Genomic DNA, 26682 nt, shown 5'->3' on the forward strand with positions numbered 1-26682 from the left:
ATTCAGAGGCTTTGACCGGTTTACCCAACTTGAACCTGATGTGCTTCTCACCTCGTTGTCAGCGGAACCTGCCATCCCGGGCGGGAGGGCGGCAACTATCCGGATGCCTCCGGGCGGGGATCAGCCACGGACTCGTAACTCCCCGGTCAACCTTACCGCCAGCATCACGCCGGAGGCACCGGACCGGGCGCCTCCACCACCCGCCGCCAGCCCCAAGCTCCCGCGGCTCAAAGGGCGCCGGGCAATTTTGCCGGTGCCGCGGGCTGGGAGAAGATGATTCCATGCGCGGAATAATACTGGCCGGCGGCACGGGATCCCGGCTGCACCCCATCACCCACGGCATCAGCAAGCAGCTTGTACCTGTCTACGACAAGCCCATGATCTATTACCCGCTCTCCACCCTTATCCTCAGCGGCATCCGCGACATCCTCATCATCACCACCCCGTACGATGCGGATCAGTTTGAGCGGCTGCTCGGAGACGGCAGCCAATTCGGGATCAGCATCACTTATGCCCAGCAGGCCTCCCCCGATGGTCTGGCCCAGGCTTTCATCCTTGGCGAAGAACACATCGGCGAAGAATCCGTGGCTCTGGTCCTCGGAGACAACATTTTCTACGGCCACGGCATGGGAACCCAGCTGCGCAGGTTCGAAAACGTGGACGGCGGAGCTATTTTCGGCTACTGGGTCCAGGACCCCAGCGCCTACGGTGTGGTGGAGTTCGACGCCGCCGGCAAGGCACTGTCCCTGGAAGAAAAGCCTGCACATCCCAAGAGCAACTACGCAGTCCCGGGCCTGTACTTCTACGACAATGATGTTGTGGAGATCGCCAAGTCCCTGAAGCCCTCCCCCCGCGGGGAACTGGAAATCACCGACGTCAACCGGGTCTATCTGGAACGCGGGAAGCTGAGTGTGGACATCCTTCCCCGCGGCACCGCCTGGCTGGATACCGGTACGTTCGATTCGCTCAATGACGCTTCCAACTTCATCCGCACAGTGGAGAGCCGGCAGGGTCTCAAAATTGGTTCCCCGGAGGAGGTTGCCTGGCGGCAGGGATTCCTCTCGGACGATGACCTGCGCAAACGGGCCGAACCGCTGGTAAAGAGCGGCTATGGAGACTACCTGCTTTCCCTGCTTCATTCGGGTCAGAACTAGGGCGCTTCCACAGGGCAGCAAAAAGGGCGGACCCGGCAGGTCCGCCCTTTGCTGTCTGGTTTCCCTAGCCCTGGCCGCGCAGGCGGGCGACGACGTCGATTACCGGTCCGTCCATGACCACCTGACCGTGTTCAAGCAGTACGCCGCGTTCACAGATCTTGGACACCAGGTCCAGGTCGTGGCTCACTACAACAAGGGTCTTGCCCTCATCGGCCAGCTCGCGGATCTTGGCAATGCACTTCTTCTGGAACGGTTCGTCTCCCACCGCGAGGATTTCATCGACGAGAAAAACCTCGGGGTCGGTGTGCACCGCCACGGAGAAGGCCAGCCGCAGATACATTCCCGAGGAGTAGAACTTCACTTCGGTATCAATGAACTGGCCAATTTCCGAAAACTCCACAATCGAGTCGAACTTCTCGTCGATCTCCTGCTCGGTCATCCCCAGGATGGCACCATTCAGGTACACATTGTCCCGGCCGCTGAGGTCATGGTGGAAACCCGCTCCCACCTCAATGAGCCCGGCTACCCGCCCCCTGGTTCCCACGGTTCCGCTGTCGGGGCGCATGACCCCGGAGATGTGCTTGAGCAGCGTCGACTTGCCGGATCCGTTCAGGCCCAGCAGCGCCACCGTCTCGCCCTGCTCTATATCCAGCGTTACGCCCTTGAGCGCGTGGAACTTCTCCGAGAGGTCGCCTTTGCGTCCTTTGACGAGCCAGACAAACGCTTCTTTCATGGAGCGGGTGTGCCGCAGCACGAACTGCTTGTTGATATTGCGAACTTCAATGGCATTTACCACGGTTTACAGCTCCTGCGCGAAACGGCCTTCAAGGCGACGGAAGACGAGCTGGCCGAGCAGCAGCACGGCTGCCGAAATAGCCAGTGCAACGGGGATCCACATGGACAGCAGATGCGGTGGAATTGCCTCCGCGCCGTCCGTGGTGGGAAGCCAGAACGCGTAGTGGAAAGTTTCCACGCCTACTGTGATGGGGTTCAGCTGGTAGATGTTGAAGTACGTCTCCCCCAGTTTGTCCCGGACCATGATCCAGGAATAAAGCACCGGAGAGGCCCAGGTGGCAATCATCAGCAGCATGTCCACGAGGTTCTCCGCATCGCGGAAGTAGACATTCACCGCCCCAAAGAGCAGGCCCAGGCCGGTGGCCAGCAGGGTCACGATGATGAATCCCGCTACGGCAGCTGCCAGCTGCAGGAGCGAGGGCCGCCAGCCGTTGAAAAGGCAGGCGACCACTAGGATGACAATCTGCGGCACAAAGTGCACGCCGGACACCCATACGGAGGCCATCGGGAACAGTTGCCGGGGAAGGTAGATCTTCTTGATCAGGCCTCCGTTGCCGACGATGGACCGGGACGCGTTGCCAAGGGCTTCGGTGAAGAAGTTGATCAGGACAATTCCGGAGAAGAGATAGATCGCATAGTTCGGCAGGCCGTTGGGGTTCCGGTCGCTTTGTTCCAGTCCGAGGAAGACTCCCAGGGCAATGTAGAAGACCACAAACTGGACGCCGGGCTTCACATAAGACCAGAGCAGACCCAGCACCGATCCCCGGTACCTGACCTTCAGTTCCTTCGAAACCAGCAATTTGAGCAGGAAGCGGGACCGAAAAATATCAGCCAGTCCCGCTCCCCGCCCCGGGGTTTCAAGCGCGCCGGTGGACAAGCTTATTTACTCTCTTCCGAGTGCTTTTCAAAGGTCGCTTTCCAGGCCTCCATGGACGTTATTTCCGGGAGCGCCTTGCGGTATTTCTGGCTCAGCTTGTGCCAGTCCCGCAGGATTTCCGCATTGAGGCGCGCGCCCTCGGCCAGCAGCGCCCGCAGCTTCTTCGGGTCGCGCTGGTACCAGGAGGCCGCAGTGCCGTCTGCGTTGGTGACCACTGCACTGTCGTACTGGGACATGCGCCACCACCGATTGTCAATGTGGGCAACCTGGGCCTGCGGCCGCTCCATGCTGGACTTCGCCACCGGCTTGGTCAGCTGCCGGACAATGGTCTTGGCTGCCCAGGGCACGAGCGTGACGTAGGACGGCGCCTTGAAGCCCTGTCCGTGGCGCGGCGGCTTGACCATGCCCGGACGGGGGAACGCTTCGGGGTCCGCTTTGAACTGTGCTTCGGAGTATTCCTTGCGCATCGCCTGGATGGCAGGAAGCCGGCTGGGCAGAATGTCGTGGAGCTGCTCCGGACCGGCGATCAGGTCCTTCAGCGCCATGACGCGCCCCTGCGCGGTGAAGTACTGCATGGAAATCAGGTGCTTGATATCGATGAAACTACCTTCACGCACCACCCGTCCGCCCCGCGGATAGGGGCTGTGCAGCAGGGCAGTGATGATGCGGTTCCGGCTGTGGAAGTACGCCTGCCAGTCCACGGCATCGTCTTTGTCAGCCCAGGTGATGTGCCAGACGGCGGCACCGGGCAGCGAGACGGTGTTGTAACCGGCAGCCTTGGCGCGGAGGCCGTACTCGGCGTCGTCCCATTTGATGAATACCGGCAGGGAAAGCCCGATGTTGCGGATAACCTCGGTGGGGATCATACACATCCACCAGCCGTTGTAGTCCACGTCCACCCGGCGGTGCATCCACGAGGTGGTGCGCAGGTTGGTGCGCGCGAAGTCGTGGCCGAGCACCTGCTCCTTGAAGGGATGGTCGGGCTGGAAACGGAAGACGTTCACCGTCTCGCCGAAGGTGTGCAGGACCGATCGGTTGTACAGGTCGAACATGTGCGCACCGACGATGGTGGGAGTTTTGCAGTGGTCAGCGAAGGTCAGCATCCGCGTGATGCTCTCCGGCTCCATGACGATGTCGTCGTCCAGGAGCAGAGCGTAGTCGCTGCCGTTCTCCACGGCTTCATACATGCCGCGGGCAAAGCCGCCGGAGCCGCCGAGGTTGCCCTGGTGGATCATCCGCAGCTTGCCGCCGAGCGCGGCTTCGGCTTCCGCGAAGCCCTCCGCATCAACCAGTTTCTTTGTTCCCTGGTCAACAATCAGCACCTCGGCAACGTTTTCCAGTGCCTCGGGGTTGTCCGCCAGAATCTTGAGGTTGTTCAGGCAGAACTCGTTTTTGTTCAGTGTGGTGATTTCCAGCGTGATGGAACCGGGTTTCTTCGCCTCGCCCGCGGCCATCCAGTTCGCCTCAATCAGGGCCATGGGCTCGGCGCCCGCCACCAGGTCAAACCAGTACCAGCCGCCGTCGCCGAAGGGCTTCAGCGTGAGGTCGAAGTCGGAGACCGTGTCACCGTCAACCCGCCGGGTCTCGACGTGCTGCAGGGAGCCGCGCGCATTGGACTTATAGACGCTGACGGCGCCGGCACCCTTGGTTTCCACGTGCAGGCGAACACTTTCGACGTCAGTCCAGCGGCGCCAGTAGCTGGCGGGGAAGGCGTTGAAATAGGTGCCGAAGGACAGCCGCTGCCCGGGCCGGGCAATGGTGCCCGTGCGGGAGAGGAAGTCCTCAACGTGCACTTCACCGCCGGTTGCAGCGGCCTCGGTGCTCTGCATCCTGGTGGACTTCATCATGGAGCCGTCCATGGTGTTGAACTGCGCACCCATGGCGGAGCCGCTGTCGACATACAGCAGTGCCGTGTCCATCTGGCTCTGGTCGGGGAAAATAATGCGCTGCAGCGTATGCCACTGCTCCGACTCCCCGGTGGTGACCTGCTTTTCTTCAGTCTTCAGCTGGCTCACGCGTCAACTCCTCCGCTTTCGAGCTTTGCCCCGCCGGTGAAGTGGGGTTTGATCTTATTGTCGTACATCGACAATGCCGATCCGATGGCCATGTGCATGTCCAGGTACTTGTACGTGCCCAGGCGTCCGCCGAAGAGCACTTCCTTCTCACCCTTGGCGAGGTCGCGGTAGGCCAGGAGCTTGGCCCGGTCTTCGGCCGTGTTGACGGGGTAGTACGGCTCGTCGCCCTTTTCGGCGAAACGGGAGAACTCCCGCATGATGACCGTGGCATCCTTGGTGTAGTCCCGCTCGGGGTGGAAATGGCGGAACTCATGGATGCGGGTGTACGGGACGTCCTCGTCCGGGTAGTTCATGACCGAGGTTCCCTGGAAATCCTCCATCGGCAGGACCTCTTCTTCGAGGTCGATGGTCCGCCAGGAGAGGTCGCCCTCGGCGTAGTCGAAGTAGCGGTCCACTGCGCCGGTATAGACAACGGGAACCTGGCCGCGGGTGGCGTCGCGGGAGAACTCGTGGCCGTCATCGAAGAAGTCCGTCTTCAGATGCACCTGAATGTTGGGATGGTCTGCCATCCGCTCGATCCAGGCGGTGTAGCCGTCAACCGGCAGGCCCTCGTACTTGTCGTTGAAGTACCGGTTGTCATAGTTGTACCGCACGGGCAGGCGGCTGATGATCTCAGCCGGCAGGTCCTTGGGATCCGTCTGCCACTGCTTGCCGGTGTAATGCTTGATGAATGCCTCGTAGAGCGGGCGGCCGATCAGGGAAATACCCTTGTCATTCAGGTTGGCCGGATCAGTTCCGGCAAGTTCGCCGGCCTGCTCCTGGATCAGGGCCTTCGCCTCGGCGGGCCCCATGGAGGAACGGAAGAACTGGTTGATCGTGCCCAGGTTGATGGGCATGGAGTACACCTCGCCCTTGTGGCTGGTGTAGACCTTATGAACGTAGTTCGTGAACTCAGTGAACCGGTTGACGTATTCCCACACGCGCTCATTGGAGGTGTGGAAGAGGTGCGCCCCGTAGCGGTGCACCTCGATGCCCGTCTGCGCTTCCTTTTCACTGTAGGCGTTGCCGCCAATGTGGTGGCGGCGGTCCAGGACAGCGACCTTCAGGCCCAGTTCCTTTGCAGCACGCTCGGCTACGGTCAGACCGAAAAATCCCGACCCGACGACGACGAGGTCAACGTTCACTTGTTTCTCCTGTTTGTTTCGGTACGGCCCATGCGTGCACGCACCCGACGGTCTAGGTTATCCGAGAATCGCTGCACCGGCACTTTTGGCAACACGGCCTGCCGGCTACCAGTTCACGGCTGCGTGGAACCGCTGCTCAAATTGTTCGAGCATGGAAGACGTATAAGTGGTCGTCAAATGGTTGTCGTCCATGTAGACATAAACGTTGCCCACCACAGGCCCACAGGTACCGTTCGGGCAGATCACATCCGTCATGTCCATGAGTTCCACGCCAGGCACCGCCGCAAAGAAGGATGCGATGTCGCGGGGGTCGGAAAGCTTTTCGCTTACATCCGCGGTGCATGCTTCCGAGTCCAATCCGTTGGCCTCGGCGCAGCTGATCATATTGAAGGCATACCGCGGATTGTCCCGGACACCCACGACCGTGATTCCCGCCTGCTGCAGGGCAGCTGACGCCTCCGGAAGCCCGTCGACGGGTGTATCAAGCGCGTTGACCGGGTGAGCAGCCGTCGCCACAGTGAAAACGGCGTCGGGTTTCAGTTCCAGGGCGTACTCGAGCGCCGCAGCGTTGAAGTCGTTGCATCCTGCGCCCCTGCTTTCAGAGCTCGCCCCGAAGGAACAAGCACCCAGCAGCAGTGAAACCACTTGGTAGTTGTGCTCCTCGGCCATAGGCTCCAGCACGCCCAGCCACTGTTCCGCATGGGAATCGCCAATTACCAGAATGGTTTTTTCCGGGGCAGCCGGTGGAACCGAGGCATTGCAGGATTCCATCAGTACGGGGTCGGAGGGCTGGATTTCGAGGTCCGAGCAATCTGTTTCCAGGACACCCCATTCCTTGGAAAGGGCGCTGAGCAGGGGAATCGGCTGTGCATCCGGGTCGCTGAGATCCGTGAAATCCGCCAGCAGCGCACGCGCACCCGGGTTGTCCCTGACCGCTTCGGCCTCCAGCTTCTCGGCCTGGACCTTCAAGCCGTACTGCCAGCCTGCTACCGGGGCCGCCACCAGGGCGACGCACAAACCAATCACGACAGCGGCCCGCGCCGAGTTGCGGTTCACCCAGGCTGAAGAACGAAGCGGGCGTTCGACGAGCCTGGTGGTCAGGTAGGCCAGGATAAGGGACAGACCGATGATCGCCGTTCCGCCAACCGGGCCTACTTCCTGGCGGTCCCGCCAGATCAGGTAGATCACCAGCACGGGCCAGTGCCACAGGTATAAGGCGTAGGACATGTCGCCAAGACGCATCAGCGGCTTCCAGGACAGGAACCGGTCCGCGCCAATGCGGCTGCCGGTCTGCCCGGCGACGATCACGAGCGAAGCCGCCAGCAGCGGCATCAACGCAACATAGCCGGGGAACTGGCCCTGGACGTCCAGCAGGAAGCCGACGCTCAGCATCGTTGCCAGCCCCAGCCATCCGGCGACAACACGAAGGCCCCGGGGCAGTTTCAGGTACGGCAGGGCCAGGGCGAGCAGCGTTCCGAACGCGAATTCCCACAGCCGGGTGCGGGTGTCGAAGTAGGCATGCGCCTGGTTCCCGTAGGTTTCCACAATCGAGAAGCTCAGTGACGCGAGAAAGACAACACCGAAAATCCACAGCACCACGGCACGGAAACGGAGCCGGAAGGCTTTGGCCAATAGTGCCGCACCTGCGAGCAGCAGCGGCCAGAGGATGAAAACCTGGCCCTGAATGGACAGTGACCAGAAATGCTGCAGCGGGCTCGCCGTGCTGTGGTCCGCGGCATAGTAGTCCACGGATTCTGCTGCCAGCAGCCAGTTCTGGAAGTAGAGCAGCGACGCCCAGCTCTGGGACAGAATTTCGGTCCATCTGCTTTGCGGAACAAACAGCGCCGTTGCGGTCAGTGTTCCGAGCAGCACCACCACCACGGGAGGCAGCAGCCGCTTGAACTGGTGCAGCCAGTACTTTCCCAGCTGGAAGGCCCGCCCGCCCTCCGCCTTGCGGATAAAGGAGAGGGTCAGCAGGAAGGCGGAGATCAGGAGGAAGACATCCACGCCGCCGGAGACACGCCCAAACCAAATGTGGTAGGTGACGACCATCAGCACGGCGAGGGCCCTGAGTCCCTGCACCTCGGGGCGGAAGGTGGATTTGACTGCCGACGGAGTTCGGGTGTCAGGGGAGACCGGCGGTGTTTCCGTTTCTAGCCTAGACACGTAGTCCTCTCGTCAGTAAAGGCATTCATTCCAGCCATAGACCTTACCCGCTAAGCCTGGCGGCCCTGAGCATGGACTTCGGGTGCGGGACCGTCCGCAGTCCACGCCATTTTTATTTTAAGTGGCTTGCCGGCCCGGTTCCGGCGACCAACACGCGAGTATTCACATCATCAGGGACTGTGGCAGGCTCTCCGCGGAGCACCTGCGCGTGTGTCCAACTAGACAGCCGGACCTGCTTCTTTGATGCTGCCGGCGCTCCTCCTAGAAGGCCTTCGGCTCGCCCGAGACCCGGCTGGTGTGATCGAGCACCGGGCGGGTGAAGAGCAGCAGCAGCACAACGGCTGCCGGCAGCAGCAGGAGCAGGCCCGTCAGGACTACTCCGCCCTGAAGAGTGGGAACCGCAAGGACTATCGCGAACAACTGGAAAACCAGTGCTCCGGCACGGGTCCAGCGGAAGCCGCGGAAGAAGAAATGGCCGAGGACCAGCAGCCACACCCCGGCGGCCGCCAGGACGACTGCCGTGAACACGGCTCCGCCCAGGGACGTCGCTGCCGTGGTGAAGAGGTTGTAGACAAACCAGCCTGCCAGCGCCAGGAGGGCCGCTGCTTCAAGGACGAGGACTGCGGAAATGACAATGACTGCCGCCGGAACGGACGCCGGGTGACCGGCCGGGGGCTGTGGTTCTTGGGGTCTTGACACATTGGCACCCTACCGGACATAGTCGGAGAGCGTCCGGCCCATGGGCCCGGATAGCGGATGCTGTGACGCATCCCTCACGCCTTTGGCCAGATTGAGGGCAGGTTAACCCTTGTTTGAGTTTCCGTAACGTGGAATCCTAGTAGCTGGGGAAATCAGGGGCCGGAGCCGGCCCCTTTCGTTTGGAGTTGCTCGTGAATGTTTTCACAAACACGTGGGAGTCAACTATTTAGAGGAGATTGTGATTAACATGGATTGGCGGAGCCGCGCAGCGTGTCTGGACAAAGATCCGGAGCTGTTCTTCCCTGTGGGCAACACCGGCCCGGCTCTTCTTCAGATCGAAGAAGCCAAGAGTGTGTGCCGGCGGTGCCCGGTGATGGACACCTGCCTCCAGTGGGCCATCGAAACCGGTCAGGACGCTGGCGTCTGGGGCGGCATGAGCGAAGACGAACGCCGCGCACTGAAGCGTCGTGCCGCACGAGCACGCCGCGCTTCGTAATTCAGCACGGACGTTTGCCGGTCCCGCAGGACCGGAATTGTCCAAAAGACTTCAGAACGGCCGCTGCCTGAGCAGCGGCCGTTCTTGTTTTCCTCTGGCGTTCCCCCGTCCCGGCACGGATCGCCGGGGCTTCAGCTCCTGCGCGATTCGTTGTCCAGTCCCATTTCAATCCGGACCTCGGTTCCCCCGCCCGGACGGGCAGACCATTCAATGGTGCCGTCCAGTTCACTCTGCACAAGGGTGCGCACAATCTGCAGTCCCAGCCCTTCCCGCCGCGGCTCCGGAGGCAGCCCGGCGCCGTCGTCGGCCACTGTAACCGTGAGGATTTCCTCGGCATAGGCGCCCCGCTGCCGGGCGGCACTAAGCCATACCGTCCCCTTGCGGTCCGACAGACCGTGTTCGACGGCGTTCGTCACCAGTTCATTGATGACCAGGGCCAGCGGGGTGGCAAAATCGCTGGGCAGTTCTCCGAAAGAGCCTTCCTTCTCGGTGCTCACCTGCTGCGTGGGCGAAGCGACCTCCGCGGCAAGCCGGAACTGGCGGTCGATCAGCTCATCAAAGTTCACGTTCTGGGTCAGGCCCTGGGACAGCGTTTCATGCACCAGCGCAATCGTGGCGACCCGGCGCATGGCCTGCGCCAGCCCCTGCTTGCCTTCTTCGCTCTCCATCCGCCGCGACTGCATCCGCAGCAGGGCTGCCACGGTTTGCAGGTTGTTCTTTACCCGGTGGTGGATTTCACGGATAGTGGCGTCCTTGGACACCAGTTCCATTTCCCGGCGGCGCAGTTCGGAGACATCTCGGCACAGGACCAGGGCCCCGAAGCGCTCCTTCTCGTCGCGCAGCGGGATCGCCCGCAGGGAGAGGCTTACTCCGCGGGACTCAATCTCGGTGCGCCACGGCATCCGGCCGGTCACCACCAGCGGCAGGGTCTCGTCCACCATCCGGCGGTCCTTGAGCAGCGCCGTCGTAATCTCCGCGAGGGCGCGCCCCTCCAGGCTCTCCATCTCCCCCAGCCGGCGGAAGGCGGAGACGCCGTTGGGCGAGGCATACTGCACAACGCCGTCAGCATCCATGCGGATGAGCCCGTCCCCCACCCGCGGAGCTCCGCGGCGGGAACCGGTGGGTGTGGCAAAGTCCGGCCAGAGGCCCAGGGTGCCCATCCGCAGCAGGTCGTAGGCGCACTGCCGGTAGGTCAGCTCCAGCCGTGACGGCATCCGCGAAGACGAAAGATCCATGTGGCTGGTGACCACGGCAAGCGTCCGCCCGTTGCGGACAAAGGGGATGGCTTCCACCCGCATGGCCGTTTCAGCAGTCCAGTTGGTTTCGGGTGAACGCTCAATGACTTGGCTGGTCCAGGCCCTGTCGACCAGCGGCTGCAGGTCGGCACGGATCCGCTCCCCGACGAAGTCACTGTGGAAAACAGTGTGCGACGTCGAGGGGCGGGCGTGTGCCAGCGCCACGTAGCTTCCGTCCGGAACCGGAAACCAGAGCGCCAGGTCAGAGAAGGCCAGGTCGGCGACCAGCTGCCAGTCGCCGACCAAGAGGTGCAGCCATTCCGCGTCTCCCGGTCCAAAATCGGCGTGATCCTTGATGGGGTCGGTGAATATGGCCACAGTCTCGTCTTCTTTTCGTTTCTAGCGTCGAACGATGGAGCGCAGCAGACGCAGGGCAACCGAGAGGGATGCCATGTCTTCGTGCTCCAGCTTGTTCACATCTTCGAACATGACACGGGCGCGTTCCAAATTGTCGGCATTCTGCTCTTCCCACAATTCCACCCGCTTCAGCGGGTCATCCCCCGCCTGGCCGGCTGTTGCCGTCAACGCAGCCACCGTCATGTCAGCCACCGTCGAGTACAGGTCATCCCGCAGCGCAGCGCGGGCCAGAGCCTGCCAGCGGTCACCGCGCGGCAGCTTGGTGATCCGTTCCAGCAGGTCATCCACGCCGAAGCGCTCATAGAGGGCGAAGTACACGCCCGCGACGTTGGCGGCCGGTTCGTCCACCCGGTTGGCAGCCAGCAGCGCGATGTCCAGCAGGCCGAAGCTTTCGAACAGCTCAGCCCAGTACGTACCCAGATCCTCGGGGAGCTCCCACTGGCGGGACCGGTCGAGGGCGCTCCGGAAGCGCTCCAGGTCCTCTCCCTGCAGGTACTCGAGCAGGTCCGCCCGAAGCGGGGTCATGACGGGTTTGAACGCTTCGATGTCCTCATCGATGGAGCTTCCGCGTCCCACATGGTTGATGAACCAGCGCACGGCACGGTCCAGCAGCCTGCGCATGTCCAGATGGATGGTGGTCCAGTTCTCCGTGGGGAAGCTGGCCGGCAGATGGTTCAGCTCCTCCACGACGCCGTCGATCTCGTAGATTTCCCGCAGCGCGGTGAAGGCCCGGGCCACCATGGATTCGGTGGCCGAGGTTTCTTCAATGACCCGGAACGCAAACGTGATGCCGCCGATATTGATGATGTCGTTGGCCACCACGGTGGAGATAATTTCCCGGCGCAGCGGGTGGGTGTCCAGCTGATCCTCGAACCGCTCCACGAGCTGCTTCGGGAAGTACCGGCGCAGCGTGCCGCTGAAGTAAGGGTCATCGGCCAGGTCCGAGTTGGTCAGTGCCTTGGTCAGCTCGATTTTGGCGTAGGCAGCCAGCACCGACAGCTCGGGCGAGGTGAGCCCCTCGCCTGCAGCCACCCGGGCGTGCAGCTCTTCATTGGAGGGCAGGGCTTCGAGCTCGCGGTTCAGGTCCGCATGCTTTTCGAGCCAGTCCATCAGCCGCTCGAAGCTCGGGCTCCATTCAACGACATGGCGGCGGTCGTTGAGCAGGAGCATGTTCTGGTCCTTGTTGTCCTGCAGAACCAGGCGCCCCACTTCATCCGTCATGGAATGCAGGAACTCGGCTCGCTCTTCCGGGTCCAGCCGGCCGGCAGCCACCATCCGGTCCACAAAGATCTTGATGTTGACTTCGTGGTCGGAGCAGTCGACGCCGGCGGAGTTGTCGATCGCATCAGTGTTGAGAATGACTCCGGCACGGGCGGCTTCAATGCGGCCGCGCTGGGTCATCCCCAGGTTTCCGCCTTCACCAACCACCTTTACCCGCAGGTCGCAGCCGTCCACACGGATCGCGTCGTTCGCCTTGTCCCCCACCTCGGTGTTGGTCTCCGTGGAGGCCTTCACATAGGTGCCGATACCGCCGTTGTACAGCAGGTCCACGGGCGCCTTGAGAATCGCGCGGAGCAGGTCCGGCGGGCTCATTTTGGTGACGTGGTCATCCAGGCCCAGCACCTTGCGGATCTGGGGACTCAGCGGAATGCTCTTGGACTGGCGCGGGAAGACTCCCCCGCCCTCGCTGATCAGCGACGCGTCGTAATCCGCCCAGGAGGAACGCGGAAGCTCAAAGAGCCGCCGGCGTTCCGCATGGGATGCCGCCGGATCCGGGTTCGGATCCAGGAAGATGTGCCGGTGGTCGAAGGCCGCCACCAGTTTGGTCTGGTCCGACAGGAGCATGCCGTTGCCGAAGACGTCGCCGCTCATGTCCCCCACGCCGACGGCGGTGAAGGGCTCGGTCTGCGTGTCCACACCCAGCTCACTGAAGTGCCGCTTGACGGATTCCCAGGCACCGCGGGCAGTGATGCCCATGGCCTTGTGGTCGTAGCCAACGGAGCCGCCCGAGGCGAAGGCGTCGCCGAGCCAGAAACCGTATTCGGCCGACAGGGCATTGGCGATGTCGGAGAAGGAAGCAGTGCCCTTGTCCGCTGCCACCACGAGGTAGCTGTCATCGCCGTCGTGGCGCACCACGCGCTGCGGCGGGACCACGCGTTCTTCGCCGTCTTCGGACAGCACCAGGTTGTCGGTAATGTCCAGCAGTGCGCGGATGAAGGTGCGGTAGCTTTCCTTGCCCTCTTCCATCCAGGCCGCGCGGTCCGCTGCCGGATCCGGCAGCTGCTTGGCGTAGAACCCGCCCTTGGCGCCGGTGGGAACGATCACCGCGTTCTTTACTGTCTGTGCCTTGACCAGACCAAGGATTTCGGTGCGGAAGTCTTCGCGCCGGTCCGACCAGCGCAGCCCGCCGCGGGCCACTTCGCCGAAGCGCAGATGCACGCCTTCGACCCGCGGGGAGTAAACCCACACTTCGTACTTGGGCCGCGGGAACGGAGCGCCTTCAATGGCGGCCGTGTTCAGCTTGAAACTGACGTACGGCTTGTCCTGGTAGAAGTTGGTGCGCAGGGTCGAGTTGATCAGGTTCGCTATGGTGCGCAGGACGCGGTCTGCGTCCAGCGTGGGCACCTGCTCCAGGCCCGAGTCCAGCGCGGCACGGGCCGATTCCTCGGCGGCAGGGCGCTCTTCCCCGGACAGGTCCGGATCAAACCTGGCCTCAAACAGGGCCACCAGCGCCCGGGCCACGTCCGGATTTCGGCGCAGCGTGCCCGCAACGAAACCGTAGGAATTGGTGTTGCCCAGCTGGCGCATGTACTTGGCGTAGCTGCGCAGGATGACTACCTGGCGCCAGGAGAGTCCCTGTTCGAGAATGAGCCGGTCGAAGTAATCGGACTCGCTTGCTCCCGACATGCCGGCGCGGAAGGCCTCGGCCAGCAGCGAACCGGTCTTCACCGGATCCATCCCTGCCGGGTACTTCAGTCCCAGGTCGTACAGGAACACTGTGGTGCCGTCTCCCCGGCGGATTTCGTAGGGGCGTTCGTCCAGCACTTCCAGTCCCAGGTTGTGCAGGGTGGGCAGCAGCTGCGTCAGGGAGCGCGGCTCGAGAAGGTACAGCTTCAGCCGTGCGTCTTCATCACCGGTAACACCGGTGCGCTCCGGGACATAGACAAACAGTTCGGGGGCGGAGTCAGGGGCTGCCAGCCGCGCCTCAAAGCGTGCAATGTCTTCCAGGGCGTCTTCGACTTCATAACCCACCCGGTAATTCTCGGGGAAGGCTTCAACCCACAGGCCTGCCAGCCTTTCGGCATCGCTGCCGTACTCTGCCCGGACAACTTCGCTGATCCCTTCGCTCCAGGAACGCGCAGCCTTAACCAGCCGCTGCTCCAGGGCAGCCGGGTCCAGATCCTTCATCTCGACGCCGCGCGGCAGGCGGATACGGAAGAAGAGGCGGGCCAGGGCGGACTCGGTCAGCCTCGCTTCGAAATCGATGGATTCGGCATTGAAGCTTGAACGCAGTTCATCCTGGATGCGCAGGCGGACCGAGGTGTTGTACCGGTCCCGCGGCAGGAAGACCAGCGCGGACATGAACCGGCCGTAGACATCGGGGCGGAGGAACAGGCGGGTACGGCGTCGTTCCTGCAGCCGCAGGATGCTCCGGGCAGTCTCCAGCAGTGTTTCCACATCAATCTGGAAAAGCTCGTCCCGCGGATAGGTCTCCAGGATGGACAGCAGGTCTTTTCCTGAATGCGAATCCGCGGGAAAGCCTGCCCGGCGCATGACTTCACGGACCTTGTCCCGAACGATCGGCACGTTGCGCACCGAACCGGTATAGGCGCCGGTGGAGAAAAGCCCAATGAACCTGCGCTCACCGTTGACGTTCCCCTGCGCGTCGAATCGCTTGACGCCGATGTAGTCCAGATAAGCGGCACGGTGAACGGTGGAACGCGAATTGGCTTTGGTAATCACCAGCGCACGCTTCTCGCGTGCCTTGGCCCGGCCGGCGCTGGTCAGGTGCTGGACACGGCGGGCACCCGAGGCGCGGCTCAGCAGCCCCAGGCCTTTGTCCTCGCTGACCTGCAGCAGATCTTCGCCGTTTTCGGTGATGAGGTCATATTCCCGGTAGCCGAGGAAGGTGAAGTTTCCGTTGTCCAGCCAGGAAAGAAGCTCACGGGCCTGCTGGATATCGGGAATGCTGCCTGCGTTGCCGGCAGCTTCCAGGGAACGGGAAACTTCATGGACCTTCGCTCGCATTGCCGGCCAATCGGTGACAGCCAGCCGTACATCCTCGAGGACCTTACGCAGCCCCTCGACCAGCTCGGTGCGCTGGGCTTCGTCGCCCACGCGTCCAATTTCGACGGCAATCCATGACTCCACCCGGGTGGTCTCGTCCTGGCTGCCCAGCAGGCTGGAAAGATTGGGCAGGGCTGCGGTGTCTCCGCTGGAGACACCGGCCGCGGAAGGAACGCGGTGGACTGACTGCAGTTCGCCGGTCCCGCGGTCGCGGCTGGCCAGGAACGTCGGGTGCACCACCAGCCGGATCGCAGCATTGCGGCGCACCACTTCGGCGGTCACCGAATCCACCAGGAACGGCATGTCATCAGTAACGATCAGGATGATGCTGGCATCATCCTGATCGAACATCTCCACGGATGCCTGGCCTTCCGGCCGAACAGCGCCCAGCGCTCTGTGGCGCCGGGCCCTTTCCTGCAGTGCCGACGGCGGATATCCGGCTGCGTCTTCCCCCGCCAGATGTTCGTAGTAGTTCCCTATGAATTCATCCAGGGAATCGTCGGTACCTGGTAGATCCGGAATACGGGATCCAGACGACATGTAATACGCCTCCGTTATAGCCTTCTTTGCAACCCGCTTCTTTGCGGATGGCCTTACCCGAGCCTATCCCGCAAGAATGAAAAGGTCACTTTGCAGCTGCTGCCGCCCGGCCGGCACGCCGCCTGGTGGAGACCCGCACATTCGCGAGCGCTGCTATCGCGTGTCGCAGCGGCGATGAGGGCGCCGTTTCCAGCAGCGCCGACCCCGCCAGCAGCGCCGCATCAACCGCGGCGAACTCTGCCGGAAGGAAAGCGGTCACGGGGTTTCCCGGGCCGAAGCGTTCCCACGCATCCCGCAGCTGCCGCTCGGGGGAACGCCCCACGGATGAGGCGCGAACCTTGTTCAGCACAACTTTCGGCGCCGAGCCTGGTACAGCGGATTCCAATTCGGTGAGGGCCCGGACGAGCCGGGGCACCCCCACTGAATCCGCTGAGCCGACGGCAAAGATGGTGTCCGCCAGTTCAAGTGCCCGCAGCGTGGCACCGTTTCTCCGCGGGGCCATGGTGTCGAAGCTGAGCTCTTCATCCGTCTCCAGACTGAACCCGCAGTCAATGACGATCAGTTCCATGGCCTTCCGTGCCTGCTCCACCACCAGGCCCAGTGCCGTGGGACGCAGCTCGATCCATCGGTCCGAGCGGGTGATGCCCGTCAACACCAGCAGCCGCTCCCCCTTCAGCGACACGCTGAGGGTGCTGCGGATCAGGGAGTCTGCGTCCAGCAGTCCCTGATCCGCCAAACGGCAGGCCTGGGCCACTCCTGCTGATTCATCAAGGAGTCCCAGATGCGCGGCAACGGAGGAACCGTAGGTATCAGCATCAATCAGGAGAACGGTTTTGCCTGCAGCCGCGGCCTCGGCTGCCAGGTTGACGGCGAGCGTGGTCCTGCCCGGCGCTCCCGCCGGTCCCCAGACTGCCACCACCGAACCGTCCACGCGGCTGCCGCCGGCCCCGGTTTCCTGTGCCTGCTCCGAGTTGTCCCCGTCCGCCCGCTGTCCCGGAGCCCGTCCCGCCGCCCCCGGGAAACCGTGCCCGCTGTGGGCCCCCGCTGCCCAGGTATCCAGGGCTGCCGCCGGATCTGCCGGATAGGCCGGGCCGTCTCCGGCCTTCAGGCCTTCCACTGCAGCCGCGACGAGGTCGGAGAGCGCTTCAGGGGCCGATCCCCGGGGCGCATGGACAATGTTCAGTGCGTCAAGGCGGCGAAGAGCTCCTTCCTCATCCGCAAGCACCAGCAGCGCCACGCCCGATGCCGCCAGCCGCTCTGCCAGGGCCGCGGTGACTTCCCCGGCGTCGTCGGACACAATGGCTGCCCGTGCTATCCCGCTCTGGCACGCCGCAATCAGCTCGGGCAGCTCAGCACAGCGGCGCACAACGGTGACCGGACCGTGCAGCCGTTCCAGATCCTGCACGAGGTTCCCCACACCGCTGCCCACCGTGACGACAGGAATACTCATGACCCGGCCGCCGGGTTGAGGACCACCGAAATCCGGGCACCGTTGGACTGGGCGCTGAGCAGCGACGGGAGATCGTCATCCCCGACCAGAATCAGTATCTGCGTGGCGCGGTTTGCCCCCAGCACGGATTCATCAATGCTGATCTCAGAGATTTCGGCTGCCGTCAGAATCTGCTGAGGCTCTTTGAATCCGTTGCGTTCATCCGGCAGGGACACCCACACGTCAACCCTGGACCCGGCTTCGGTTCCGGCCGGCAGCGGGTCATCAACGCGAAGACCAACCGGCTTCCGGTCCAGTTCATCCGCTTTGCCCAGATCAGCCCGGGACAGCAGCTCACCCTTCCTCAGCAGGGACGAAGCCACCATGTTGTCCGGAATGCCCTCGGCCGCCGGAAGATAAGCCCCTGAAACCTCCCCGAGGCGAACCGGCACCACCGCGAAGTCCTCAGCGGTGACCCGGGTTCCCAGCGGGATGGCGTCCTCGACGGCGAACACGTCGGTGGTTTCGTCCGCCGCACCGACCAGCCCGACAACACCTGCCGTTGAGGCAAGGACCAACAGTATCCCCAGAAGCAGCCGGGGATCTTTCCATGACGGTTTTTTCAGGCGCGGCGCGGACGCCTGCGTGTTTGCTGCGAGACTCATTCTTCCCCCTGGTGGCACCGGAATCCGGGCCGCAAAAGCTCCGGATTGGCAATCGGTGTCATTGTTAACCACAAATCTGCGGAAGAACACGGTGTTTGCGGGAAATGTTCAAAGTGTGGATAACCCGCCCATCCCGATACCGGAGATGGGAGACTAATGGCAGCGTTCTGAAAAAGGAACATGCGCCCGAGGAATACAGAGAAACACAGAGGTAGAAACGTGGATGAAAAGAGGTTCCTGACACTGGCTGATGTCGGTGAGGTGCTGAACATATCCTCGTCACAGACGTACGCCCTGGTGCGTTCCGGAGAGCTGCCGGCCATCCAAATTGGAGGACGGGGCCAGTGGCGGGTGGAATCGCGCGTGCTCGAAGAGTTCATTGCCGATGCATACCGCCGTTCGGCCTCCGCCATTCGCGAGGACGCGTCCCAGGTCCACGCTGCCAAGCAGTAACCCGCCTGGCCCCGCCGCCTGCGGCCGGCTACAGCAGTGACGAGACCACGGCAACCGATTGCAGGGCAAGAACGTAAACGCCCCGCACGTTTTCCGGCCTGCGCGCTTCTCCGCGGGGTATGAGCGACAGCTCAAAGAAGTCCTTGCCGACCCGATCAACGCTGCCTTCCAGGGCTGCGGCCGGCTGCTGTCCAGCGGGATAAACCCGTACCGACGCACGGTCCCGGGAGAGCCCCCGGAGCGCGGATGCGAGACCTAACCGGGGCGCCGGTGTCCCGGAAGCGGAGAAACGGTCCATTCCGGCGATAAACACCACGTGGTTCAGGGCAATCACGGACGACTGTCCGCCTGTTTCCAGGACCATCCACCCGCGGCCCACATGGCTCAGTACCCCCTGAAAAGACCCGGGAAGTCCAACATCCACCTTCAGCGGCCTTCCCATTTGGCTTTGCAGGCGCCCCGACATCTCCATTGCGGCGAAGTCCGTCCGAAGACGCTCTGCCACCTCGGAATCACGGACAGCATCGCGGGCGGAGGCCAGCTGGGCCTCCATATCGGCAAAAAGAGCATCCCATCGCATTGGCACAGGCTAACGGCTCCCATCAGTGTCACCCAGCGAAGAGCTCAACAAACATTCTCCAAATCACCCTAGACACGCTGCCTCCCGACATGTAGACAAGTCCCACCAAACGAAGTTATTGACATCAAACAACGTCAAACTGCATCAAAAAGCATCACATCGCTCCAAAAGCACCCAAGAACCGGGTGCTCCAGGGTTAGAACCGGCGGAAGGAAGGCAGCACGTTGCGTAACCATGGAAAGGACCTGATGACTTTTGCGGCCGTCGGCATTGCAGCAGCCATCTTGATCTGGGCTGGCCTGGCAACCCGGCCGGACCCGGCAACCCTCTTCAGGGGTTCCGTGTCCTCCCTGCAGGAGGCCGCCGGATTCGCTGCCGCCGCCGCCGGCCTGGCCGTCGCGCTGTGGTGGAGTCTTGGACTAATCCTGGCTGTTGTTTCCACAGCTCTGCAGAAGGCCGGGCATGCGGCAGCTGCCGCAGCCGCCGGGGCCTTGGCCCCCTCGTTCATGAAACGGCTGGCCGCAGCCGCGATCGGGTTGAACCTGGTTTCCGGAATGGGAGCGGCTTCTGCAGCCGAATCCTTCGCACCGGACAGCCCGGCACAGAGCATCTCGGCACCGGCTGCCGGTTCCAGTGCCGCAGCGGACGCAGGACAGGACGGCGAGCCGCCCTCCCCGCACTGGAAGCCGCGAAAAGTGCCGTCCGCGGAGAACGTTTTCATCCGCCCGGGCCGGGCTGACACCCCGGCGCAGACCACGGTCCAGGCCGGCGACTCCCTCTGGAGCCTGGCTGCGGCCCAGCTCGGACCACTCGCGGCTGATGCCCGGATCGCTGCCCACTGGCCCCGGTGGTATGAGGTCAACCGGACGGTCATCGGCGATCGCCCTGACCTGATTCTCCCCGGCCAGGTTTTGGAAGTCCCGGAAGTCCCGGAAGATCCCGGGCAGTAACAAGCACGGTTGAGCGACCCGCCAGTTTCGACGTACATCCAGCCACTGCCGCTCCCCGGAGCAGCCTGCAGGAAAGGACAGTCCCATGACCACCGTGATCACGTTTCCCGTCCAGGAAGAAGCCGGCCACCTGGCCGCCGCCTCCGGAGCACCCCGTCCGCTCACGGTGCACCGGATTCCGGTAACCGGCCATGCGCCGCTGGGCGCGCCGCCGGTCAAGCTGCGTCCGCGGCCCGTGCAGCCTGAGCTTTCCGGGTCGGTGCCGCCTCCGGATCCCCCGGAGCAGGATCACTGGCACAGCGACCCGGTTGATGACGCGCGGGTGGACGCGATCGCAAGATCCGTCACGCAGGCCGCATTGGAAGTGCTCGGCGGAACCCGTCCGCTGCAGCAAATGGTTCGGTGGCTGGATCCGGAGAGTTTCGAAAGGCTCCAGCTGCGGGCAAACCTGGTGCGCAGCAGGGAAGCTGCCGCTGCGAACCGCAGGAACCCCCGGGGAGGAACTCCCGCCACCGTTCCGGTGCGCCTGCACCGGCAGGTGGTGATCCGCGGCTGCCGGCTCTGCCCCGTATCGGAGGGGATCTACGAAGCCGCTGTCGTGGCGGCAGAACAAAACAGAGTCCGCGCGGCCGCTCTGCGAATAGAGCTGCGGCGCGGACTCTGGAAGATCACGGCCCTGGAGATCGGCTGACCGGCCCCCGGAGAGCTTCAGGACCTACTTGCGGCGCTTGTTCTTCTTCGGAGCGGAGGTTCCGCCCTTCCGTGACTGGTTTTCCGGCTTCGCAGGCTTGTCAGAGGTTGCCCGCTCCACACGGGTTTCCACTCCGCCTTCGCTGTTCGGAGCTGAGAACTGGAGGCTGGCCGGGCGCTGCGGTTCCTCCAGGCCGGCTGCCGTAATGGTGGGCTGTCCGACGACGCCGCGGCCGTCCTTGAGGCCGGCCAGCGCGGCCGGGACCTCTGTTGACGGCTGGTTGACCTTCACTTCGGCGTTGAACAGGTAACCGATGCTCTCCTCCCGGATCGCTTCGGTCATCGTCTGGAACATGACAAACCCTTCGCGCTGGTATTCCACCAGGGGATCACGCTGAGCCATGGCCCGCAGGCCAATGCCTTCCTTCAGGTAATCCATCTCGTAGAGATGCTCCTGCCACTTGCGCCCAATCACCGACAGAACCACCCGGCGTTCCAGTTCACGCATCGCGGGTGCGCCCAGCGCCTCTTCGCGTGCCTGGTAGGCAAGCCTCGCGTCGGAGAGAATCTCTTCCTGCAGGAACTCTCGGGTGACCTTGGACCGTCCGCCGGCTTCCTCGATGACCTCGTCAATGGTCAGTCCCACCGGGTACAGGGTCTTGAGGTTGGTCCACAGCTGCTCGTAGTCCCAATCGTCCCCGTGCCCCTCGGCGGTTGCTTCATTGACGATCGAGGTGACGACGTCCTCAAGGAAGAACCCGATTTTCTCCTGCAGGTCATCGCCTTCCAGGATCCGGCGGCGGTCGCCGTAAATGGCTTCACGCTGGCGGTTCAGGACGTCGTCGTATTTCAGGACGTTCTTGCGCTGCTCGGCGTTCCGTCCCTCCACCTGTCCCTGTGCGTTCTGGATGGCTTTGGAAACCAGCTTGGACTCGAGGGCGACGTCGTCGGGCATCGAGGAACTGTTCATGATGCGTTCCGCGGCACCGGAGTTGAACAGGCGCATCAGGTCATCGGTGAGCGAGAGGTAGAAGCGCGACTCCCCCGGGTCGCCCTGGCGGCCGGACCGTCCGCGCAGCTGGTTGTCGATGCGCCGGGACTCGTGCCGTTCGGTGCCCAACACATACAGGCCGCCCAGCTCGATGACTTCCTGCTGCTCGGCAGCCACGGCTTCGCGTGCCGTTTCGAGGGCATCGGGCCAGGCTGCCTCGTACTCTTCCGGATTCTCGTTCGGATCCAGGCCGCGCCGTTCCAGCTCGGCGATGGCATTGAACTCGGCGTTTCCGCCAAGCATGATGTCGGTGCCTCGGCCTGCCATGTTGGTGGCTACCGTGACGGCACCCTTGCGGCCTGCCTGCGCCACAATTGCGGCTTCACGCGCATGGTTCTTGGCGTTGAGGACCTCGTGCCGGATGCCGGCCTTGGCCAGCTGCTTGGAGAGGTATTCGCTCTTTTCCACGCTCGTGGTACCCACCAGCACCGGCTGGCCCGCGGCATGGCGCTCGGCGATGTCCTGGACAACGGCGTCGAACTTGGCAATTTCGTTCTTGTAGATCAGGTCCGACTGATCAATGCGCGCCATGGGCTTGTTTGTGGGGATCGGCACCACGCCCAGCTTGTAGGTGCTCATGAATTCGGCGGCTTCGGTTTCGGCCGTGCCGGTCATGCCTGCAAGCTTTTCGTAAAGCCGGAAGTAGTTCTGCAGCGTGACCGTTGCCAGCGTCTGGTTCTCGGCCTTGATGGTCACGCCTTCTTTGGCCTCGATGGCCTGGTGCATGCCCTCGTTGTAGCGCCGGCCTGCGAGGATGCGGCCGGTGTGCTCATCAACGATCATGACCTCACCGTTGAGGACCACGTAGTCCTTGTCCCGCTTGAAGAGTTCCTTCGCCTTGATGGCGTTGTTCAGGAAACCGATCAGAGGCGTGTTCGCGGACTCGTAGAGGTTGGAAATCCCGAGGTAATCCTCGACCTTCTCGATGCCGGACTCCAGCACACCAACGGTTCGCTTTTTCTCGTCCACCTCATAGTCGGTGTCCAGGGTGAGCCGCTGCACCACCTTGGAGAACTCGGTGTACCAGCGGTTGACGTCTCCGCTCGCTGCACCGGAGATGATCAGCGGTGTGCGGGCCTCATCGATCAGGATGGAGTCCACTTCATCGACGATCGCGAAGTGGTGGCCGCGCTGGACCAGCTCGGCGGCGCTCCAGGCCATGTTGTCGCGGAGATAGTCGAAGCCAAACTCGTTGTTGGTTCCGTAGGTGATGTCCGCGTTGTACTGCTCGCGGCGGGTGGCGGGGTCCTGGTTGGACAGGATGCAGCCGCTGGTCATGCCCAGGAAGCGGAAGACACGGCCCATCAGGTCCGACTGGTATTCGGCCAGGTAATCGTTGACGGTCACAATGTGGACGCCGCGGCCGGTCAGGGCGTTCAGGTAGGCAGGTGCCGTTGCCACAAGGGTTTTACCCTCACCGGTCTTCATTTCGGCAATGTTGCCCAGATGCAGGGCAGCCCCGCCCATCATCTGGACATCGAAGTGGCGCATTCCCAAGGTACGGCCCGCGGCCTCGCGCACAGCGGCAAAGGCCTCCGGCAGCAGATCGTCCAGGCTCTCGCCGTCGGCGTACCGCTCCTTGAAGCGTTCCGTCTCCCCGCGGAGTTCTGCGTCGGACATGCCCCTGTACTCGTCCTCGAGCACGTTGATCGCATCGGCGTAGTTGCGCAGCGTCTTCAGCGTCTTCTTATCGCCTGTACGAAGAACCCGTTCGAGTAGTGATGCCACTGATTTGCTCCCAATCTAGTGTTGCCTAATTCTGGCGTCCCCAGTCTACGTGAGAGACGTTTGGCGAGGTGCCGGAATTCCCGCAGCGGGGCTATTCCCGGCATACTGCCAGTTTCAGTTCCTCTGCGAGGTTCCCCAACGGTTTTACAATAACGTCCTCAAGCCCCAGCCAATCTGCCATCATACGTAGTTCTGCGGCAAGCTCAACGGCTGTGCCGGCAGGTGCTTCCGGTTCACGGTGGGCGGCCTGCACCAGCAGGGCCCTGCCGGAGCGGTCCGCTTTAAGATCCACGCGGGCAGCTATCTGTTCTCCCAGCAGGAACGGCAGCACGTAGTAGCCATACCGGCGCTTCGGCGGCGGGGTATAGATTTCCAGGCGATAGCGGAAACCGAAGAGGGCCTCGAGCCGGTTCCGCTCAAACACCAGGGAATCGAAAGGACTCAGGAGGGCACGGGCCGCGGAGCGGCGCGGAATGACGGCGTCAGTGTGCAGGTACGCCGGTGTGTTCCACCCCGCCACATCCACCCGGCGCAGCGTCCCGGAACGCACCAGGTCTGCGACGGCGGTGGCCGTTTCCCGCTGCGGAAGCCGAAAATAATCGGCCAGGCAGCGCACGGAACCCACGCCGTGTGCCCGGGCTGCCAGCTCCGTCAGGCGCAGCACCGCTTCCCGGGGATCCGAGGCTTCCAGTGCAGCTTCTCCGGCGGGATGGACGCGGGCAGTGGGCGCGTACAGCCGCTCGAACTGCTGCGTGCGCCCGGCTGAGCTGAGGGTCCCGGCAGCAAAGAGGTCCTCCAGCACGCGCTTGGACGCGCTCCAGTTCCAGCCCCAGTTGCCGGAGTCCCCGGTCTTTTCCCCGCCAAGCCTGCGTGCGGTTTCCCGGGCCGTCAGCGGCGGGCCGCCGTCAAGGACTGCCATGATGTCATGACTCAGCCGGTCCCGGACCTCTGCCGGCAGGGAGTGCGCCGTCATCCACACCCGCCGCTGGACCGCGCGAAGGTCAGCGAAAAGTTCGGGGCGGATGTAACTGGCCTCGTGGGCCCAGTACTCCGTCATCCGCCGGGGCGCCTGCGAAGAAAGCCGGTCCGGTACGGCGGTGTCATAGCGTCCAAGCCGTGAGAAAAGGGGCAGATAGTGGCTTCGGGCAAGAACATTCACGGAGTCGATCTGGAGCAGCTGCAGCCTCTGCAGCGTCCGCTCAACTGATCCGGCGGCAGGTTTTGCCGGCCGTCCCCGGGCCAGCCCCTGCGCCCCCAGCGCTGCCAGCCGCGCCTGCCTGAGCGTGAGGGTTGTTGTCATACGCTCATCCTAGGTCCATGGGGGCGGCGGCTCCGGGCACCAAAAGGCCTCCGGGCGATGGACAGTCATAGCGTTCATCTGCTCCGGAGGCCTTTTCCGCGTCAAGGTGCCGGGCGCCTGTCAGGCGCGCCGCTCATCATGCGGTCTTTGCGGTTCCTTCCGACGCGCGGTAAGGCCGGATTTCCTCCTTGATGTCCTCCGTGCCCTCCGCGCACCGGGAGTCGAGGGTAATCACGCCGTAGGTCCAGCCCCGGCGCCGGTACACAACCGACGGTGCTCCGGTGGCGGAATCCACGAAAAGGTAGAAATCGTGGCCGACCAGCTCCATATTGTCCACGGCATCGTCAAGGCTCATGGGGGCACCCGGGAAAACCTTGCGCCGGATCAATACAGGGCAGTCATCCGCAGTTTCCGCGGCCTCGTTCTCTTCGTTCACCGCATCGGCCAAGGCTTCAGCCTCAGCGGCGGTTTTCTCCAGCTGCACATGGAGCGGCTCGCTGGTGTTGACAGTGTCCAGGTCCGCGGTGGCAATCCTGACAGCTACCGGGGTATGACGGCCATGATGGACCTTGCGGCGGTCACTGGCCCTGCGCAGGCGTTCAAGGAGCTTGGCATAGGCAAGGTCAAAGGCTGCGAATTTGTCCCCGGAGGTGGCTTCTGCCCGGACCACGGGTCCGCGCCCCACAACGGTCAATTCCACGGTAAGAGAGCTGTCGGCCTCACGGACGTTGGGTTGCTTGGTCACGCGCGCATCCACACGCTGGACCTTGTTCGCCAGGTTTTCCACCTTGGCGATGCGTTCTTCGGCATACTCCCGGAACCGGTCGGATACTGCAACGTTGCGTCCGCTGATCATGAATTCCATGGTGCCCTCCAATAGATTTCGGTGACACAGCAACGGCCGCTGCCAAAACCCTTGCGACCGCTGCCGCAGGACAGCTCCGCTTCTTGAAGCTGTCCATACCAACACGTTAGATCACTGCCGGTCGTTATTCACCTCCGGACATTCCGATTACGCGAGGTGTCCGGATCTGGATTACACTCCTCCCGTGTGTTAGATGCGTCACATGAGGGCGCTGTGGTTGCGGCCAGCACAACGGCGCCCTCGACGCGCGCTCCTGCAGCCCTGAGGGCACGGGTGGTTTCTGCGATGGTGGCCCCCGTAGTGAGGACATCATCGATGACCAGGCACCGAATTCCGGCCAGCGAACCACTCTCCCCGGCCGTCATAGTTCCGTAAACATTCCTGCGGCGCCCGCTTCTGCCCAGAGATTTCTGGCTTCGCGCACCGGCTGCCGCGGCGGACGGGGCGGAGGGGCGCAGAAGCTGCCGGGGACGCCGGACAGTGAATGTGACCAGCGGTTCCACTGCCGTACCCGCCGGCAGGAGGCTTCCGGACCGGAGCGCGGAGAGGAGCATGCCCAGCGGGTTATAGCCCCGCCGGCGCCGGGCACGGCCCGTGGCGGGGACCGGGACCAGGACCAGCCCGGTGTTGCCGGAACCCGTCAAGCCGCCGGCGTCAGCTACGGCTTGGTGGAGCGCACCGGCAAGCATTGGACGCAGCACACCGGCGAGGTCAGTGTGACCGTGGTTCTTGTAGGCAAGGAGTACCCTCGCCAGGCTGCCCGCGTAGCGGCCGGCCGCGGTGACCGGGAGCAGCTCCGGGGCGTCGGCGTCGAGCCAGCAGACGCCGTCCGCGGCGTTTTCAACGCCGGGAAGCATCTCTGCACCGTCCTGCGCATAGTAGGGGCGTGTGCCGCTGCGCCGAACGGTGCGGCGGCAGCCGGGGCAGAGCGAGCAGTCCGCAGTCCCGCACACCACGCACGCCGTCGGCAGGAGCACCGCCAGCAGGTCTGCCCATGCAGTCCCGGCCGCGGCTGCCCAGGGGTGAAGCCGCCACCGGTCGGCGCTGCGGGCCAGATTCGGAAGGCGGGAAAACACGTTCATCCGCCCAGCATTGGGCAACTTTTG

General features: G+C 63.4%; 19 protein-coding genes and 1 pseudogene. 5 read left to right on the plus strand and 15 right to left on the minus strand.

The annotated features are described in order from the left end of the window. Positions 1 to 281 precede the first annotated feature (281 nt). The gene (rfbA, locus tag QMA10_RS03610) at positions 282 to 1154 is read left to right on the plus strand and encodes a glucose-1-phosphate thymidylyltransferase RfbA (RefSeq protein ID WP_290166263.1); all 873 of its coding nucleotides are present in this window, start codon (positions 282 to 284) and stop codon (positions 1152 to 1154) included. A gap of 64 nt (positions 1155 to 1218) precedes the next feature. On the opposite strand, the gene QMA10_RS03615 is transcribed toward rfbA, so the two are convergent. The 6 genes and pseudogenes from QMA10_RS03615 to QMA10_RS03640 form a co-directional block, all read right to left on the minus strand. Further along, positions 1219 to 1950 carry an ABC transporter ATP-binding protein gene (locus tag QMA10_RS03615; protein WP_290166264.1) on the minus strand — a complete coding sequence of 244 codons (732 nt, stop codon included), beginning with the start codon at positions 1948 to 1950 and terminating at the stop codon, positions 1219 to 1221. Positions 1951 to 1953: 3 nt separating this feature from the next. Beyond that, the gene (locus QMA10_RS03620) at positions 1954 to 2832 is read right to left on the minus strand and encodes an ABC transporter permease (protein ID WP_290166310.1); all 879 of its coding nucleotides are present in this window, start codon (positions 2830 to 2832) and stop codon (positions 1954 to 1956) included. Continuing rightward, positions 2829 to 4745 carry a glycosyltransferase gene (locus tag QMA10_RS03625; protein WP_290166312.1) on the minus strand — a complete coding sequence of 639 codons (1917 nt, stop codon included), beginning with the start codon at positions 4743 to 4745 and terminating at the stop codon, positions 2829 to 2831. The genes QMA10_RS03620 and QMA10_RS03625 overlap by 4 nt, the downstream gene beginning before the upstream one ends. A 92-nt stretch (positions 4746 to 4837) precedes the next feature. Further along, positions 4838 to 6037, minus strand: a pseudogene (gene glf, locus QMA10_RS03630) (UDP-galactopyranose mutase); the annotation flags it as partial. A 93-nt stretch (positions 6038 to 6130) separates the two neighbouring features. Continuing rightward, on the minus strand, positions 6131 to 8191 hold the full coding sequence (locus QMA10_RS03635; protein WP_290166266.1) for an acyltransferase family protein: 2061 nt from the start codon (positions 8189 to 8191) through the stop codon (positions 6131 to 6133). A 261-nt stretch (positions 8192 to 8452) separates the two neighbouring features. Next, positions 8453 to 8890: a hypothetical protein gene (locus QMA10_RS03640; RefSeq protein WP_290166267.1), complete on the minus strand. Its 438-nt coding sequence runs from the start codon at positions 8888 to 8890 to the stop codon at positions 8453 to 8455. Between the two features lie 247 nt (positions 8891 to 9137). On the opposite strand from QMA10_RS03640, the gene QMA10_RS03645 reads away from it, so the two are divergent. Next, the gene (locus QMA10_RS03645) at positions 9138 to 9386 is read left to right on the plus strand and encodes a WhiB family transcriptional regulator (protein ID WP_104052537.1); all 249 of its coding nucleotides are present in this window, start codon (positions 9138 to 9140) and stop codon (positions 9384 to 9386) included. Positions 9387 to 9517: 131 nt separating this feature from the next. Here QMA10_RS03645 and QMA10_RS03650 read toward each other — a convergent pair whose 3' ends face one another. The 4 genes from QMA10_RS03650 to QMA10_RS03665 form a co-directional block, all read right to left on the minus strand. Beyond that, complete coding sequence (locus QMA10_RS03650; RefSeq protein ID WP_290166269.1) at positions 9518 to 10999, minus strand: PAS domain-containing sensor histidine kinase; 1482 nt, start codon at positions 10997 to 10999, stop codon at positions 9518 to 9520. 21 nt (positions 11000 to 11020) lie between these two features. Then, entirely contained in the window at positions 11021 to 15865 is a 4845-nt protein-coding gene (locus tag QMA10_RS03655; protein ID WP_290166270.1) for an NAD-glutamate dehydrogenase, read from the minus strand. An 85-nt stretch (positions 15866 to 15950) separates the two neighbouring features. After that, positions 15951 to 17315 carry a chromosome partitioning protein gene (locus QMA10_RS03660; protein ID WP_290166271.1) on the minus strand — a complete coding sequence of 455 codons (1365 nt, stop codon included), beginning with the start codon at positions 17313 to 17315 and terminating at the stop codon, positions 15951 to 15953. Further along, positions 17312 to 17959 (minus strand): SAF domain-containing protein, encoded by a 648-nt coding sequence (locus tag QMA10_RS03665; protein WP_290166272.1) that lies wholly within the window; start codon positions 17957 to 17959, stop codon positions 17312 to 17314. Before QMA10_RS03665 ends, QMA10_RS03660 begins: the two co-directional genes overlap by 4 nt. Before the next feature lie 219 nt (positions 17960 to 18178). Here QMA10_RS03665 and QMA10_RS03670 point away from each other — a divergent pair, with 219 nt between their 5' ends. Then, positions 18179 to 18412: a helix-turn-helix domain-containing protein gene (locus tag QMA10_RS03670; protein ID WP_290166273.1), complete on the plus strand. Its 234-nt coding sequence runs from the start codon at positions 18179 to 18181 to the stop codon at positions 18410 to 18412. A 28-nt stretch (positions 18413 to 18440) separates the two neighbouring features. On the opposite strand, the gene QMA10_RS03675 is transcribed toward QMA10_RS03670, so the two are convergent. Then, a complete protein-coding gene (locus QMA10_RS03675) occupies positions 18441 to 18992 on the minus strand; it encodes a hypothetical protein (protein WP_290166274.1) in 552 nt (183 codons plus the stop codon). 224 nt (positions 18993 to 19216) lie between these two features. Here QMA10_RS03675 and QMA10_RS03680 point away from each other — a divergent pair, with 224 nt between their 5' ends. Together QMA10_RS03680 and QMA10_RS03685 are read left to right on the plus strand one after the other, a co-directional pair. Next, positions 19217 to 19942: a LysM peptidoglycan-binding domain-containing protein gene (locus QMA10_RS03680; protein ID WP_290166275.1), complete on the plus strand. Its 726-nt coding sequence runs from the start codon at positions 19217 to 19219 to the stop codon at positions 19940 to 19942. Between the two features lie 85 nt (positions 19943 to 20027). After that, positions 20028 to 20633: an Rv3235 family protein gene (locus tag QMA10_RS03685; RefSeq protein WP_290166276.1), complete on the plus strand. Its 606-nt coding sequence runs from the start codon at positions 20028 to 20030 to the stop codon at positions 20631 to 20633. Positions 20634 to 20657: 24 nt separating this feature from the next. Here the strand turns inward: QMA10_RS03685 and secA are convergent, their stop codons facing one another. The 4 genes from secA to QMA10_RS03705 all read right to left on the minus strand — a co-directional run bounded on the left by secA (position 20658) and on the right by QMA10_RS03705 (position 26658). Next, complete coding sequence (gene secA / locus QMA10_RS03690; protein ID WP_290166277.1) at positions 20658 to 23411, minus strand: preprotein translocase subunit SecA; 2754 nt, start codon at positions 23409 to 23411, stop codon at positions 20658 to 20660. Between the two features lie 91 nt (positions 23412 to 23502). Further along, the gene (locus QMA10_RS03695) at positions 23503 to 24711 is read right to left on the minus strand and encodes a crosslink repair DNA glycosylase YcaQ family protein (protein ID WP_290166278.1); all 1209 of its coding nucleotides are present in this window, start codon (positions 24709 to 24711) and stop codon (positions 23503 to 23505) included. A 136-nt stretch (positions 24712 to 24847) separates the two neighbouring features. After that, positions 24848 to 25576 (minus strand): ribosome-associated translation inhibitor RaiA, encoded by a 729-nt coding sequence (raiA, locus tag QMA10_RS03700; protein ID WP_290166279.1) that lies wholly within the window; start codon positions 25574 to 25576, stop codon positions 24848 to 24850. Positions 25577 to 25704: 128 nt separating this feature from the next. Next, on the minus strand, positions 25705 to 26658 hold the full coding sequence (locus tag QMA10_RS03705) for a phosphoribosyltransferase family protein (protein ID WP_290166280.1): 954 nt from the start codon (positions 26656 to 26658) through the stop codon (positions 25705 to 25707). Positions 26659 to 26682 lie beyond the last annotated feature (24 nt).

This window comes from Arthrobacter sp. APC 3897, assembly GCF_030407495.1.
GTDB lineage: Bacteria > Actinomycetota > Actinomycetes > Actinomycetales > Micrococcaceae > Arthrobacter_B.